The organism is Persicobacter psychrovividus, from assembly GCF_036492425.1.
GTDB lineage: Bacteria > Bacteroidota > Bacteroidia > Cytophagales > Cyclobacteriaceae > Persicobacter > Persicobacter psychrovividus.
This window is the reverse complement of the sequence record NZ_AP025298.1, coordinates 40,331-55,218: the sequence shown is the minus strand read 5'-3', so window position 1 is coordinate 55,218 and position 14,888 is coordinate 40,331. Positions and strand designations below refer to the sequence as shown.

Genomic DNA, 14,888 nt, shown 5'->3' with positions numbered 1-14,888 from the left:
GATTAAAGGCTTTTGGGATAAACAATGGCGTATTCTGTCTGCTCAAAAGTGGCGTGTTCGCCCGTAAATTCAAGCTCATCGCCATAAATGGAAATCAATTGACAGTACAGCAAAACTTGCTCTTCAAAATCTACCTGTCGAGGATATTCATATTGTTGAATGAAGGCAAAAAGGTGGTTTCCTGAAGCCATAAAGCTGTTTTTCAGTGCTTCGGTATCAATGAAAATTTCTTTGGAAGCCGACAAAGCAAGGTCTTCCTCGCTCAGCGGTGGCGCCACCTGCATCTTTCGCTTCTTGCCCTTGAGCTTTTGCTCGTGAATCTTCCGGATCAGATCATAAACCTCATCCTCATCGAGTTGAGGCAAGCCCAGCTTGATCCGTGCCTTGGATTCAGCCTCGAAAATCACATCCGAATTCGCCTGCAAAACCGACCGAATATTGGTCTGCCCTTCGAGCACCAAATTATCCTTGAGCGCCTTAAGCTGATCGAGCTTTTGTGCCACATCCGTTTGAAATTTGACTTGATTCAGGTAATCAATAATCTGTCTTTGGAGTTCAATCAGATTGTGTGCTGTTTCAGAAAGCTGCTTGCGGAGCTCGTGCATCAAATCGGAAAGCTCATCATCGAGCGCCGTGGTAAAAAACAAATGCTCCTCCCGAAGCAACTGCTCCGTCTGGTTCATCAACTCCCGCACATCACGGCTCTTCTGATCGAAGTGCGTCAGTTTCTCCTTCTTTAGCTTAAAACTCGGCTCCGTCTTAAAAACCTGCTCCACATTTCTGTTCAGATCCACCACCGAACGGTAACAGCTCTTCCCTATGCGCCGAAGGTTCTGCTTCGCTTTGGTCAGATATTGCGCCTTCTTGCCACTCTTCTCCTCTCCAAGAAAATACTTGATATTCTGCTTCAGACTCGCGATCAGGTCATTGATAAAAGCCGTGTTGATCTCCTCAGAAGCCCCCAAAACCGTCTCCAGAAAAGTAAAAATATCATCCGAAATACTCAGATAATTCCCCGACTGTTCAATCACCCCACGCAACAAAAGCTGATTCAGTTTATCCTCCTCCATCAACTCCAAAGCATGCTCAAAACGAAAAGACAGATCGTTCCGCTTCGTAAACATCTCCTGCAGCAAGTCCTTGGAAGAATTCAGTATCCCGATGACCTCCGTAACTGAGGAAAATCCCTCCATAATTGTTGTTCCTGTTCGTCAAAAATTCAAAAACCACAAGATAAATGGAGGATACATTTTTTCCCACTGATTAAGAATAATATTTAAGGGGAGCCACCCTACAATCGGATCACTTCGTAATCCCTTGCAAGTGCAATTTTTGAACACGGTAAGGTGGCACCTTACGATTGCACCCTACTGTAACTTCACCGAAATATCTAATAGAACAACAATAGATATCGAACTTAATCATTAACTTCAGCTTAACTCCTCCGCCTTAAACCAATCCAAATTCTTTTTCTCCTCGCTAAAATGCATCCCGATCAGCACAATATTCCGGCCATCATTCAGATACGGTTCATAGTATTTTTTCATATGAATCTGATCCAATGCCTCGCCTCTTTCATCACCTTCAGGTTTTGGTGCATTGACCTTAAATTCAATCACATAAATATGCGTTGGGCTTTCCATCACCATATCGATGCGTCCTGCTGAATTGGTTTCTTCCGTTCTGCATTTAAGCCCAAGTCCAGCCATGAAACTGAACATCACCGAAGCGTAGAACCCCTCATATTTTTGAATGTTGTTTTGCACATAATTATTGAAAGGAATGGCAGCAAACATCGCACGGACACTGGCTTCGAATCCACCCAAATCATTTTTAAATAAGCTCCGGACAGCTTCATTTCTTTTCAAAAGTCGGTTAGATTCTACCGAAGTCAGGCTAATCAAAAAGAGCATATTCAAGGTCATTCGAACTTCACGATTTGGCGTGGCAAGCACATAACTACTCCCGCCAAAAGGCTCCTGAATCTCTTCCGTAATCGTCAAGTAACCTGCCTGCCAGAGCAAAGAGGGTAAGTTCAAATTACTGAGCGTAAACTGTTTTAACTCTTGAGAAGATAACTCCAAATTTTCCAGATCATACGTTTCATACGCTCCTTTTTCAAACATCTTGGTCAAAAAAGAAGGCTGACCAGAATCCCACCAATAATTATCGAACTTAGCCCCTTTGTCCAAAAATATTAAAATGTCAAATGGATTGTAAACCCTGTCCCCGAGGTAGTTGTAGCCATTATACCATGCCTGAACCTCCTCCATATTTACCCCATCGAAGTAATCACCAAAGCAGTTGTCCAATTCATTTTGAGTAAAGCCGCAAACAGAAGCATATCGCTTATCTAAGGAGATATCATTGAAATTATTCGCACCGCTAAATAGGCCAACACCCGTGAACTTGGTAATGCCGGTCATGAAGCAAAAACGGATATACTGATCTGAGGCTTTGATGGCTGAATAAAATCCACGAAGAACATCTAATGATTTTGAAGCCAAGTCATCGTCATTCGATAACGTGTCTTGAATAGGTTTATCATACTCATCAATAAGTATGACGACTTTTTTATTGTATTTTTGGTACAAAGCTTCAATCATCTCGCCAAACTTTGGCCCTAATCCCTTCAGAATTAAATCTTCATAACTTAGCCCATGTTTAAGACAATTTTTTAACAAGGAGTTCTCAAGCTGAACTTTAACCGACTCAAGGTTTTCATAGTTTATCCCACTCAAATCAATCCTTACCACCGGATATTGCTCCGACCAATCCCATTTATCATGGATGTACAAACCTTCGAACAACTCTTGCTTTCCTTCAAAAAGAACCTGCATAGTCGAGCACAGCATTGACTTACCGAAACGGCGTGGGCGGGAAAGGAAGTAATAACCAACACTAAGCTTGGTCATTTCGTAAATCTGCGCTGTTTTATCGATATACAAAAAATCATCCTTAGAAGATCTAAGGCTTTCAAAAGTCTGTATTCCGATCGGTAATGCTTGTCTTTGGCTCATGGGATTATCCATTTTTTGTATGGTGGTTAAAGATACTGAAATTTGAGAGATTCCTGATCTTCAATTCAACCTTAAGAGTTCATGCCTTGAGAGTGTCCTGAATTCATTGGAGATACTGGTTGTATTGGGTAATTGTCCTGATTGAAAAACAAAGCAGCTGGCACATTGAAGTACTGAACTAATCTCGCAATAATATCTTTTGACGGGTGCTTTCCTGCAAAGAAGTTGGATATGCTTTGTTTTGAACCAAAATAAGGGATCAAATCCTGTTTTTGTAAGCCTTGTTCTTCAAGTTCAGATAATAAATATTCCTGAACAGACAATTTGCCCAAATCAGAAAAACGCTCGTCTTCATAGGCTTCAATTGCATCGGTCAGCGCATCCTTGAAAATATGCTCGACGGTGTTGAGCTCCTCTTTTTCCAAAAATAAATCCAGCTGAGCAATCGCTATATCAAGCTCATTGTCATTTTTTATTCTCATAGCTTTTCTATTTTTTGTTGATCATATGCTTTGTGCGTAAACAGACCACGAATGAAAAAGGTAGCCCCTGTTTCATAAAATTCTACTTTGGCGACTAACCGAAATTTATTTGCTCCAATGTTAAACACCACATTCTTTCCCACTTTATCGGGTGCTCTGAATGCACTTTTTAGATCTTGAAAATTAGAGAAAGAACCACTTTCAACCGTAATCATCCACTTTTTAAGAGGTACCAAGCTATCCGGATGATCTTGTGCGAAATCATGAATCCGCTTTTTACTAATAATCCTATTTCTCTTCTTTAACATACGCAAAAGTACACGTTTTAATTAATTATATCAAAAATAATTCAGCATAAGACTACATCTCCATCCCAAAACCCATCGCTCTCCGCTTCCGCTTCTTAAACAAATCCTCATCGTCATCATCATCACGCTGTTTACCACCATGACCCGCGCCACCGCCTCCCCCGCCTTGAGTTAAGGTTGCTAAAGTCTGCATCAGATCATCCCAAAAGTCACCGCCTCCCGATGATCCACCTCCCCCACTCCATTCCATTGGGTAGGCAGATGGATACTCCTGCTCTTCGCTTCGGCTCTCGATCACTGCCAACTCGATGCTATCAAAGCCCAACGGCTTCAAGCCTATTCCACAATCCTCCAACGGCACGGTGATATTGTTTTCTACATCAAACAATGAAAAACCGTGCTTCTCGTCCACCCCAATCTTGATATTGTGGTGGTTTATCAGCCAATTTTTCATGTCTATGTAATTGTCCGTGGCTTCGACCGCCTTGACAAAAGCATTGAACACCTGCCCAAACTTTTCACTTTTGCACCGAAGATTCTTGCTAAAGGCAAAGTCCGAAATTCCCAAATCCCGTGAGCTCACCTGTCGCCCGTCCGCAAGGATGAAATTCATTCCCTTGACTGCCTTCCCGCTTCCTAACTGCTTTTCCGTGCGCTTTACCTTCACACCATAAACCTCCATTTTTTTCTCAAAGCCTTCAAACCTGCGGTTAAGATACAGGGCGTTGGTGATCTGCAAGCGTAGCAATTGATGTTCAAACATGGTTTTCATTTGCTTGTCGGAAATATTGAAATCCCCCCGATTGAACATCTGCTTATCTTCATCCTTCCAAAATTCAGTATCGCCAAGGGCTTTGTTTTGCTTTTGCTCAATGCCCGTTTCCTCCAATTCACCATTGAAATCCTTGGTGGTCTGACTGCGCAAAAAAGCATTGAGAAACATTTTATCATACTTAATCATTTCCTTCTTCTGCTCTTTGACCGCCTGTTTGAAACGCTCTTCACCAAGGGCATTCATCAATTCAGATAGCTTGAAACTTTGAGCGTGGTTGGAAATTTTCAAGTCCCCTTTTGCTGATTTCTCCACCTCAAAGCCCCGCTTTCTAAAAAACGGAATCATCTTCGCCCAATGTGGCTTGCCCAAGGATTGGGTCATGACCATTGCCCGAATGGTGTTGCTCCATTCTTTTTGCTCCCCACGGATTATTTTCACAAGTTGATTCATCGTGGCGTTGGAAACCAAAGCCTTATTCACCACGCCATAACTCGCCTTCAAATCCGAACCCTTGAACGTCATTTTTCCAACCTTGTATTTCAATCCATATATCTCTTTCGTGTGTCTATGACGCTCAAAATCAAATGAGATATTTTCCTTTTCCAACATTGCCGAAAAATCATAGAAATTGTCCGTGGTCTTCATTGCCAAATGAATCGCATCACGGGTAGGTGATTGATAAATCTCCTTGAGGATTTTTTGAGTGGTCGCCTCCATGTCCGATCCACGGAATTTTTGACCGTTAGGCAGTACAAAGTTTATCCCGTCAGGCTGTCCTGAATATTGGTCATAGGAAAGATTCATTTCAATGCCGTAGTCATCTTTCAGCTTGGTCTGAACTCCCTGCAAGTCGGTAATGGATTCGGCTTCTTTGATTAGATTGCTTACCAACAACTCAAACTGAACCTTTGAGTCCAGCGGCGATTGCTCCTGCGGTTGAGTTTGTTGCGCCCCTGTCTGAATCTGCTGTGCATTCAACCCAATATCACTATCCGAAATTGTGCTGCCGTCTGCAAGGGAAAATGAAAAGGATGACAGCTCCCCCGTGGTCGCTTCGGTTACCGCATTCATCTGAATGCCGTATTTTTGATTTAATTCCTGCGCCATTTGCCCCACCGATTCAGCTTCCCGCATTACTTCCTTAATCGCCCGTTCTTCTTTTGGTACTTCGGGGAAATGCTTGCGTAATTTTCCGAACGACACGCCCACTGCACTCCCCTTCACTGGCTTGTCGCTGTTCGGTAGATGGAATTGCACTCCGTAATCTTTCCCTGTCTTAGAATGCTTTAAAATCTCTCCTTTTATCCCAACTTCCTGCAAGCGGGTAAAAAAATCATGTTCATCCTTTGAGGATTTGAAAATCTGCTGAACAATTTCCTTTGCATTGGTCGCATCTACCGTCAATCCGTCATTGTTCTTGTGGATTGCCTCGACCAATTCACCAATCTTCACCCCTACTTCACTCCCCTTGACCTTAGTCCCGTCTGCCATTTTAAAGGAAACTCCATAAGGCTTTTGGGTCTTGGACTGTACCAAAACATTTACATCTACTTCATTACGGATTTTCATCAATGCCACAAAATCATCCAAACTTTTACATTCGGGGACAATCTCTTTTTTTACCTGCTCAAAAAATGGCTTTAGGCTCTCCCCTTTCTCTGCGCCTCCATGCAAGTAGTGGTCAATCGTTGATGCCGACCAACCAATTTTACTGCCCGAAAAAGCAAAGCCGTCCACCTTGAAACTCAAGCCTTGCAACTGCCCGTCCTCCTGCTTCAGCTGAACATCAATCCCCTGATCTTTCAGTGCTTTTTCCAGTTCAAATTCATTCCTTACCAACTGACTACCAACTAATCCATCAATTGTACTTTTAATGGATTGCATCGCCTTCATCATCTTAGGATTACGGTCTCGGACTTCAAAGTCAAAACCCACTTCCTGCGATAGATCATTCGAAGGGTGAAGACCAAATTCTTGCTCCAATGCCGTGGTAATTTTGCTGTTATCAAGGTAGTTGAAAGAGTCCTTGACCACCTTCCCATTTTTATCCACTCGGCTCAAAACAAGGTGCACATGCTGATGATCTGTATCGTTGTGTTTGATCACTACATAGTCACAATCGTCGTAACCTTTCTGCTTGATAAAAGCCTTTGCAATCTCTGCCATTTGTTCATTGCTTACCTCGTCTTCAGGAGCAAAACTCAAAGAGGTATGATCCACCACTTTTTGTAGTCTATTACTAAGCGAATGCTGAAAGCTATCAACATGAGCATTGAATTGCATAGCTAATTCATTTGGTATATCAGACAATACCACCATTTCTGATCCCGCGAGGATTTCGGCATTCTTACCCTCCTGCAAACAATAATTGAATACGCCCAAAAAGTTCGTTCCTAAGTTCGTTTTTGCAATCATCGGCTCAACTTAAAATGCTTGCGGATTTCACAAAGTAACTCGATCAATTCTGAACGAACAGTCTTCAATGCCTCTCCTTCGGGTGCATAAAACTCATTCATATTCAGTTTTCTTGCGACCTGATTCAGGTTGTTACCGATACTTACCAGTTCTCTGGCCAAAGCAATCGTCTCAGAATGATTAGAGATTTTCAAGGAGCCTTCTTCCATCACCAGTGCACGTAGGATGTCCTGCTTTTTACATTTTCCCTGCTTGGCATAATCCTCCAAACGAGTGAATTCTTCCGGTGAAAATGACACCTCTACCCGGCGTTCTTTGTTGTTAATTGTTTTTGTTCGTGGCATAAAAATATAAGGTTAATATTGAGCAAAGCGATCACTACAATGAAAAGCGAAGCGATGAATCTAATTTTTGAGGGAACTGAAAAAATCGAGTGGTAAAAATCCTAAAATTATATTTTCCGGATTTTTACATGGCTCGCTCCTGCTTCGCAGTATAATGTACAATCTTTTCAAATAACAAGCAAGCCTTTAAACATTACAACAAACTGACCGGCTTCCGTTTCGCTGTACAATTAAAAAGAGCCTTTTCCATCCGTTGAAAAAGAGGATCAGGGTAAAATGGATTTATAAATAGTACTTAGCCAATTAATCACAAAAAGTGTTTTCCTTCCTTTAACCTAAGTAATAATTTTAATTTGTCCCTTTAACCTAAAATATTGTCCCCAAAACATCCTCAAATTGTCCTCAAAATGTCCTCAAAATGTCCCCTCAATGTCCTTTTTTGAGGAGCCCACCTGTCTGAATAAAAAACAAAAATTTATAACTATTCGAATAATTATACTGATTTTTATATATTACCCATCAAACATCAACCTCCAATCAGAATGGCGAAGCTCAGCTGGAAAGAAATTCTCAAAAATATCATTGAACACCTCAATATTGAAACCTATCATCTGTGTTTTAACGAGAAGGGAAAGCTGAAAAGGAAACAGCTTTTTGAAACGATGACCAAAAAAGGAGTCATTCCAATCGGGGTCAAAATAGACACCTTCTACCGACGCCTTCGCCATCACGAAGTAATGTTCAACGGATTACTAAATGAACGCATCGCAATTATCGAAGAAGTACTTGAAGAGCAACAAGTCAATGAAAATGACAGGCACCTTCAACAGCTGAAACAGAACTTGAAAGAGGAATTGGAAATGACTGCTACATCACCAAACACGCTGAGCTATCAGACTAAAGGGACTACCGAAATAAAGTCAAAAAATGGTGTTTTAACTAAGCTATCAAAATTAGTTAAACTGAATAATCGTCAAAAGGATATAAATAATCACAATACCACCAATGTTCAGATTGACCCTTTTGAAAATTTAAAAGAACCACCATCGGATCATACTCAAAATTCCTCTGTCACCGTAAAGATAACGCCCGCCGAAAAAGGGTTCTTCACTTACGAGGATTTAGCTGAATTTCATAAACCGATCAACTTTACTGACTACAAAACTCCGCTCATTGAGAAGGCAAAAGCAAATATTGGAACACCTCCTGATAGCGAAGATTTCAAATATCTTGCTGAATGTGAAAATGGAATAAATTATGATAATAATGAGGGAGCCTTATGTTATGGAACCATCCCCTACAACCAAAATATTGACTACTGGAGACGAATGTCAGATTATGATTTTGAGGAGAAAGTAGTTTTACCTTATCGGATGATTGATGATAGAAATAGGTGTAAGTGGGAGGTTTTTCAGGGCAATGGAGTTGAAATGACGGAGCTCGAATTTCGCTATATGTTTGCAAGGATTACAAGCATCAATTATGTCTCGCCCGTACATGAGACTTGGTACCAAAAGAAATATCCTGAAATTAAAGTGTATGGAGTGAGGTGAGAAGTTTGATAGGGTGCCCCCTGCCAACAAAGCACCCATGTAAAATCACGCACTCAGCCGCTCCTTCACCCGCTGAGTAGCCAGTATCAGGCTATCAAGTTTTTCATTGATCTCCTCTGAGTACTCTTGTTCATCCGATATTTTTGAAAAATCAAGAATCAACTTAGAGATTCTCCGAATCCAACAAACTTCATTATCAGACTTATAGTCCATAAACCGTTGCATGAAACTTTCGATATGTAAATTATCCTCGGTCACATTATAAAGTTGAGATAATACCACCTCCCTATCCATTCTTAGACTTTGATGTGGCTATTTCGGTCTGACCGTGCCACTCATTTCGGAGGGTCTGTGCCACTTTTGAAGGGCTTTAATTCTTAACGTTTTTTCAATTATAGGTGTTCGATCTTCCCCTTTCTCAAGGAGTCGCCTTTGAGCTCAATCCGGTGTGAAGAATGAACAATTCGATCCAGAATAGCATCGGCAATTGTTCCTTCACCGATCATCTTGTGCCATGCAGAAACAGGTAGTTGTGACGCAATGATGGTGGAGCTAAAATTGTGTCGTTCTTCGATTAAGTCCATCATGATCTCTCGACTATTTTTATTGAATGAGTGGAGACCGAAATCATCGAGTATCAATAATTTAGACAGGTTAATTTTAGACAACTCCTTTTGATATGTGCCGTCAATTTTAGACAGGTGGAGCTGATCGATTAACTTAGCGAAAGGGCTATAGCGCACCTTTTTTTGCATCATGCATGCCTGATGCCCTAGGGCTTGTGCGAGGTAGCTTTTTCCGACTCCGGAAGGTCCGGTAAGGATGATATTTTCCTTTTTGTCAATAAAATCCAATGTACCTAAACGGCTGAAAGTGTTCTTGTCTAAATTACGGTTGGCATGGTAGTTTACACTATTTAGGTTTGCGTTTTGCCTCAAACGAGCTTGTTTGAGTAGCCTACCGACCCTTCTGTTTTGTTGTTGATCATATTCATGATCCACCAAAAGAGCCAAATATTCATCGACTGTAAGTGACTGTTTATTTGTATTATTCAATTGCTGTTGATGAAGCTCGGCCATGCCGAATAGCCTGAGCTTGTGTAGTTTTTCAATGGTTTGACTGTTCATTGTTTTGGAGTTTATTGATAGGCAGAGGCGCCACGGATGTTTTCGTGCGGGGGAATCTCAGCGATCGGTTCGTTTGACTCTTGTTGTAGATCCATCTTGTTTTCAAGAATATTAGCGATGTGCCTGTAAGAGTATGCTTCAGCTTGCATTCCGAGTGAACAAGCTTTTTCAAGGCGGTCAGAGCTATATTTCTTCACCAAATTGAGTATTCCGAGAGAACGTTTATAAGCTATTTCCGGATATTCAAAGTGGTCAATCATTCGCATTACATACTTTGATGTCTGTTCTCCAATCGATGACGTTCGCTTTTTGAAATACTCCGGTGACCATTTCAGATAAGCTTGGTGGGTGCTCGCAAGGTGATCTGTATCTGTTGTATAATGTCCTTTTTGATAACTTCTGCGGTGAGTTGCTATTCGCTCTGAATTGAAATAAACACAGACCGATGATTGGGTGTATTGCAGTTGGACTTGCTTGCCTATGTAGCGATACGGGACGCTGTAATAGTTCTTGTCAGGGGATAAATACACGTATCCAACTTGTTGAACCTTAGCTGACCGGTACTCAATCATCTCAAATTCAGCAACTGGCAATGGCTTTAGCGTAGCCTTTTCAGTGGACTCAAACAACTGCCTTCGACTTGCCCCTGCCCGTTGCAAAATGGTATCATTGTAGGCCATCAGTAGCTTTGAAATCTCTTGGTTTAGTGCCTGCAAACTGAAGAAAGTTATCTGCCGTAATGGGTAATAAATCCGCTGATAGGCCAACTGAACGGCGTTTTCTACCAATGCTTTGTCCTGCGGACTATAACTGCGAGTCGGGCTGACCACACAATCATAGTGACGGGCTAAATCCTTGAAACTTCGGTTAATTTCCGGCTCGTATTTACTCGATTTACTAACAGCTGACTTCAAGTTGTCCGGTACAATCGCCTTGGGAGCACCACTGTAAAATTGAAATGCTTTCTTCATGCAGGTGATCAAATCCTCCTTTTTTTGGCTCCTACAAGCACAGACAAATGTATATTGACTGCTCGGCAGGATCGCCACAAACACTTCCACCGGTATCATCTCACCTGTATTTCGGTCAGTGATATGTAATTTTTTACCAGCAAAGTCAATATAAACCTTATCACCCGGCACGTGATTAAGCTTCATTGAACCCTTCGGTGTTTTGTAGCGACGGTTAAAATGTTCCATAAACTGCGTGTAACCATAGGGCAATTCTACCTTGTTGCAATAATCAAAATAGTGGAACTGAGCATTGAAGCCAGGATGTTTGAGCCTAAGATCATTGTTGTCAAAATAAGACATCAACCCACTATGCCGGCCCTTATCCATTGTCGTCTTGGTGGTGAACAATTCCCGCAGTTTTTGATCATTAAAGGTCAGCAACTCATCCATGGAATACGAGCTGACCTCAAATTTCTTAACATATTCATTGACTGTATTACGGTGAATGCCAAGCAATTTATGAACCTGTCGATTACTGACTCCATCTTTCTTTAAAGTGATTATCTGTTTGATATCCATTGTATTTATAGGGTTAGCCATCGCTCTTTCTATTGGTTAGAAAAAACGATAGTCATTTATTTCACCCTATCCAAAAGTGGCACAATCCGATCCGAAATTATTGGCACAATCCGATCCGGAATATCCATTTGATGTAACCACCAATCAAAAGTATACCACCTACCAGCCGAAAAGGGTACCATTGTTTAATCTAATTCTTTTCAGAATTAGATTAAACAATGGTAACGATGAACATCAAACAGGAGATCATTTTGCAGTCGTATCGCGACCGGATGAGCCAACGGCAAATTGCTCATGAGCTCGAAATCAGTCGAAAGACGGTCAAGAAATATTTGGTCGAATTTGAGTTATTGGTGAAGTCACACCCGAATTTCACTACGGCTTTTCGGACTTATTCTGTTCAGGCACCAGCTTATGATGTGTCCAACAGTACTGAGGTCAAGATGACCAAGGAGCTGCAGGATCGGATCAATGCATTGCTTACTGAGAATGATCGCCAGCGTAAATTAGGGCTTGGCAAGCAGTTGCTGAACGGACGGGATATTTATGATATTGTCCTGCAAGAAGGATATTCGATCAGCTATTCGAGCGTATGTGCGTTTATTTTCCAGCAAAAAAGAGGCAAAGAAACAGGAGGCTTTTATCCGACAGCAGGTGGCTCCTGGCAGCTGCTCTGATTGACTCACAAAGCACATTTGTTAACCATGACCGGAGAATCGTATCGACTAAGGGAAACAAAAGCTTTTATGAAGCAGTCTCAAAAATAGTACACTGAAAACTACGGGCAATGACCCGATTTATTATATCTTTAGTGGTACCCTTTTCAATTAGTAGGGTGGTATAGATTTGGTTGGTGGTGACACCTCGTCTCAAATCATCACCACATTCATAGCCTGCGGATTTCTTGTGCTATCCCCCATCTCCCGACACCTACATATTCATCGAAAAAAAAGGAATGAATCGTCTTTCAGTCCATATGCTTTTTAAAATCTCCCATGAATTGAAATACCGCCACATACCTTTTTGAATGATGAAGTGAATACCATAACCACATTTGTATTAATAAGCATCCAAATCAAAGTGATGCTTGTCCATGGCAAAGGCCTTCAAGCCATTTTTCAGATAATGATTCTCCTCCTCAGTACCCAGTTCAGCAATCAGGAAACGGCCAAACCACTTGCTGGCATCCTCTGATGGGGCCCCCTGTTCCCACTCCTGCAAGAATTTGCGTTCATAAGCCGAGGCACTTTTACTCAAATACAATAAATACCTCGGCATTAAGCTCAGGCTTTTTACGGAGGTCAAATATTTCTGACGGGTCATCTCAATCCATTGCTGATATTCAGCGGATATTTTAGTTTTCTGATCCTCCCACTCCTGCTTCCTGGCCTTTAAATCGTTGGCTTTCTGGTTTTGCTCCACAAAAGCCTTTTGCGTGGAAGCCGCCTTGTTGTCATAGGAGAAAGACAATGTCGGCGTGCCCGAACGCTGCGATTTCAACCAGTTATCACTCATGCGGCGATAATAAGCTGTGCGTGCAGAAATCTCACTTTTACGCGATAATATCTCCTGAAGAAAATTAAGAATCTGCTCCTGTTGCAATCCATTAACACTCAAATCATACAGAATCTGTTTCTTCATGGTTTTGAGCCCATTGGTGGACTGATCAAAGATCAGTGAAAGCATCTCGGTAATCTTTGGTGTGAGCGTAACTTCATTAGCTTCATCGCTTTGCTCTTTGTCCAAAGACAAGGTCACCAGTTTTTCATTGACAATCCGCAAGACAATTGCCGTAATCATTCTGCCAACCTTTTTTTCTTCCAAAAGCTGAATGGTCATATCACAATTATCATCCAGATTGATATCCTCAATCGATGGTTTCAAGACCCTGTTTTTGAAAGGCCCATACTGCAATTTTCCCTCTTTACTGCGGTATTTGTCTTTGCAGATTTTATTTGCCAAATCATCAACCAACCACTCTACCTGCAAATCTTTCTGTCGGCGTTGATTCAGTTCCATCCGGCATAATTCATACAAAGCCCACGAATGCCCCTTTTTCAAAAAATACACATTCTTTAAAAGGTATTGGGTGAAATCCCCCTTCTCATAAGAAATTTCAAACTGACGGATAATCTCATCATGCAATTGAAGATACAGTCCGCCATCTCCTTTGATTGTCGATTTTTTTTTGGAAAATCGATCAATCTCTCCCAGTGTATCGATCGCTATTGGAATCTGACGACTGTAGCCTCTTTCCCCATCCTCGCTGACCTCAAAAAGGTTGACGGTTGTCGAGGTTAAATCCCCCAACTGCGTGCGCATACTTTCAAAAGCTGAACCTGAAATCTTATTGGTGTTTTCAGCCCCGGCAATAAAAGCAGGATCCAAACGAATATACTGCGCCTTACCCTTCCCCGTAGGATTCACGAAATCTACTTTTCCTTTGGTCTTCAGTTGATCAATAATCGACATGGCGGCAAAAAAAATCATTTTGTTTTGCGCAGCAGTCAATGATCCCTGCTTTCCTTTGATCAGATTGTTATGTTTCTGTACTTTTTGATTCAGAATCGTAGTAATCTCCATGGAGTTGGTGGCTTTTTCTTAAGTTCATGACAATATAAGAAGCTTGTTGCAATTTCGCACCGTCATTTTGTAATAGTTACAATTTTGCAGGACTTCAAATGCCGTCGATCTGTAATAGTATGCCGTCAGTTTGTAATAGTATGCCGTCGATCTGTAATAGTATGCCGTCGATCTGTAATAGTATGCCGTCAGTTTGTAATTTTAACCATATCATGCGACTTGATTATCAGTTAGTTACAGCCGCCTAATATATAATATAGATAACCTTATAAAATCTAAATCTTTGATAGGCTTTGATTGATTTTTTTATCTTAAAATAATTATAGATTTTTTTTGATCGTCGTCATGAACGCTTTCATTTTATCAAATTCTGTTGCAGAACATTTTTTCAAAAACAAAATTGCTGATTGATTTACCGTCAAATTGTAATAATTAATAGACTTTGGTTTGCCGTCGGACTGTAATAATTAATAGACTTTGGTTTGCCGTCGGACTGTAATAATTAATAGACTTTGGTTTGCCGTCGGACTGTAATAGTTAAAAAATCGTGATGGAATGTATTGCCGACGGTTTGTAATAATTAAAAAATCGTGATGGAACGTATTGCCGACGGTCTGTAATAGTTAAAAAATCGTGATGGAACATATTGCCGCCGGTCTGTAATAGTTAGAAAATCATGATGGAACGTATTGCCGACGGTCCGTAATAGTTAAAAAATCGTGATGGAGTGTGTTGCCGCCGGTCTGTAA

General features: G+C 41.2%; 12 protein-coding genes. 2 read left to right on the top strand and 10 right to left on the bottom strand.

Annotated features, from left to right (window positions below; translation table 11 throughout):
- Nucleotides 1-2: 2 nt before the first annotated feature.
- From AABK40_RS21845 to AABK40_RS21820, 6 genes are all read right to left on the bottom strand, one after another.
- Complete coding sequence (locus AABK40_RS21845; RefSeq protein ID WP_338399394.1) at nucleotides 3-1,193, bottom strand: hypothetical protein; 1,191 nt, start codon at nucleotides 1,191-1,193, stop codon at nucleotides 3-5.
- Nucleotides 1,194-1,430: 237 nt separating this feature from the next.
- The gene (locus AABK40_RS21840) at nucleotides 1,431-3,020 is read right to left on the bottom strand and encodes an ATP-binding protein (RefSeq protein WP_338399393.1); all 1,590 of its coding nucleotides are present in this window, start codon (nucleotides 3,018-3,020) and stop codon (nucleotides 1,431-1,433) included.
- A gap of 71 nt (nucleotides 3,021-3,091) precedes the next feature.
- On the bottom strand, nucleotides 3,092-3,502 hold the full coding sequence (locus AABK40_RS21835) for a helix-turn-helix domain-containing protein (RefSeq protein WP_338399392.1): 411 nt from the start codon (nucleotides 3,500-3,502) through the stop codon (nucleotides 3,092-3,094).
- Complete coding sequence (locus AABK40_RS21830) at nucleotides 3,499-3,810, bottom strand: type II toxin-antitoxin system HigB family toxin (RefSeq protein ID WP_338399391.1); 312 nt, start codon at nucleotides 3,808-3,810, stop codon at nucleotides 3,499-3,501. Before AABK40_RS21830 ends, AABK40_RS21835 begins: the two co-directional genes overlap by 4 nt.
- A 52-nt stretch (nucleotides 3,811-3,862) precedes the next feature.
- Complete coding sequence (locus tag AABK40_RS21825; RefSeq protein WP_338399390.1) at nucleotides 3,863-7,000, bottom strand: relaxase/mobilization nuclease domain-containing protein; 3,138 nt, start codon at nucleotides 6,998-7,000, stop codon at nucleotides 3,863-3,865.
- Nucleotides 6,997-7,344 (bottom strand): plasmid mobilization protein, encoded by a 348-nt coding sequence (locus AABK40_RS21820; RefSeq protein WP_338399389.1) that lies wholly within the window; start codon nucleotides 7,342-7,344, stop codon nucleotides 6,997-6,999. The genes AABK40_RS21825 and AABK40_RS21820 overlap by 4 nt, the downstream gene beginning before the upstream one ends.
- A gap of 542 nt (nucleotides 7,345-7,886) precedes the next feature.
- Between AABK40_RS21820 and AABK40_RS21815 the strand changes: the two genes are divergently transcribed.
- Nucleotides 7,887-8,897: a hypothetical protein gene (locus tag AABK40_RS21815; RefSeq protein WP_338399388.1), complete on the top strand. Its 1,011-nt coding sequence runs from the start codon at nucleotides 7,887-7,889 to the stop codon at nucleotides 8,895-8,897.
- Between the two features lie 45 nt (nucleotides 8,898-8,942).
- Here the strand turns inward: AABK40_RS21815 and AABK40_RS21810 are convergent, their stop codons facing one another.
- From AABK40_RS21810 to istA, 3 genes are all read right to left on the bottom strand, one after another.
- On the bottom strand, nucleotides 8,943-9,191 hold the full coding sequence (locus AABK40_RS21810) for a hypothetical protein (protein WP_338399387.1): 249 nt from the start codon (nucleotides 9,189-9,191) through the stop codon (nucleotides 8,943-8,945).
- A gap of 98 nt (nucleotides 9,192-9,289) precedes the next feature.
- Nucleotides 9,290-10,024, bottom strand: a complete 735-nt coding sequence (gene istB, locus AABK40_RS21805) for an IS21-like element helper ATPase IstB (protein ID WP_338396598.1) — start codon at nucleotides 10,022-10,024, stop codon at nucleotides 9,290-9,292.
- Between the two features lie 11 nt (nucleotides 10,025-10,035).
- Complete coding sequence (gene istA / locus AABK40_RS21800; RefSeq protein ID WP_338396597.1) at nucleotides 10,036-11,556, bottom strand: IS21 family transposase; 1,521 nt, start codon at nucleotides 11,554-11,556, stop codon at nucleotides 10,036-10,038.
- A gap of 227 nt (nucleotides 11,557-11,783) precedes the next feature.
- Here istA and AABK40_RS21795 point away from each other — a divergent pair, with 227 nt between their 5' ends.
- Nucleotides 11,784-12,233, top strand: coding sequence for a hypothetical protein (locus AABK40_RS21795; protein WP_338399386.1), 450 nt, complete (start codon nucleotides 11,784-11,786; stop codon nucleotides 12,231-12,233).
- A gap of 382 nt (nucleotides 12,234-12,615) precedes the next feature.
- On the opposite strand, the gene AABK40_RS21790 is transcribed toward AABK40_RS21795, so the two are convergent.
- Complete coding sequence (locus tag AABK40_RS21790; protein ID WP_338399385.1) at nucleotides 12,616-14,139, bottom strand: RepB family plasmid replication initiator protein; 1,524 nt, start codon at nucleotides 14,137-14,139, stop codon at nucleotides 12,616-12,618.
- Nucleotides 14,140-14,888 lie beyond the last annotated feature (749 nt).

Excerpts from the sequence above, each read along its gene's own strand:
- AABK40_RS21845 (WP_338399394.1), bottom strand. The coding sequence starts at position 1,193 with ATGGAGGGATTTTCCTCAGTTACGGAGGTCATCGGGATACTGAATTCT.
- AABK40_RS21840 (WP_338399393.1), bottom strand. The coding sequence starts at position 3,020 with ATGAGCCAAAGACAAGCATTACCGATCGGAATACAGACTTTTGAAAGC.
- AABK40_RS21835 (WP_338399392.1), bottom strand. The coding sequence starts at position 3,502 with ATGAGAATAAAAAATGACAATGAGCTTGATATAGCGATTGCTCAGCTG.
- AABK40_RS21830 (WP_338399391.1), bottom strand. The coding sequence starts at position 3,810 with ATGTTAAAGAAGAGAAATAGGATTATTAGTAAAAAGCGGATTCATGAT.
- AABK40_RS21825 (WP_338399390.1), bottom strand. The coding sequence starts at position 7,000 with ATGATTGCAAAAACGAACTTAGGAACGAACTTTTTGGGCGTATTCAAT.
- AABK40_RS21820 (WP_338399389.1), bottom strand. The coding sequence starts at position 7,344 with ATGCCACGAACAAAAACAATTAACAACAAAGAACGCCGGGTAGAGGTG.
- AABK40_RS21815 (WP_338399388.1), top strand. The coding sequence starts at position 7,887 with ATGGCGAAGCTCAGCTGGAAAGAAATTCTCAAAAATATCATTGAACAC.
- AABK40_RS21810 (WP_338399387.1), bottom strand. The coding sequence starts at position 9,191 with ATGGATAGGGAGGTGGTATTATCTCAACTTTATAATGTGACCGAGGAT.
- istB (WP_338396598.1), bottom strand. The coding sequence starts at position 10,024 with ATGAACAGTCAAACCATTGAAAAACTACACAAGCTCAGGCTATTCGGC.
- istA (WP_338396597.1), bottom strand. The coding sequence starts at position 11,556 with ATGGATATCAAACAGATAATCACTTTAAAGAAAGATGGAGTCAGTAAT.
- AABK40_RS21795 (WP_338399386.1), top strand. The coding sequence starts at position 11,784 with ATGAACATCAAACAGGAGATCATTTTGCAGTCGTATCGCGACCGGATG.
- AABK40_RS21790 (WP_338399385.1), bottom strand. The coding sequence starts at position 14,139 with ATGGAGATTACTACGATTCTGAATCAAAAAGTACAGAAACATAACAAT.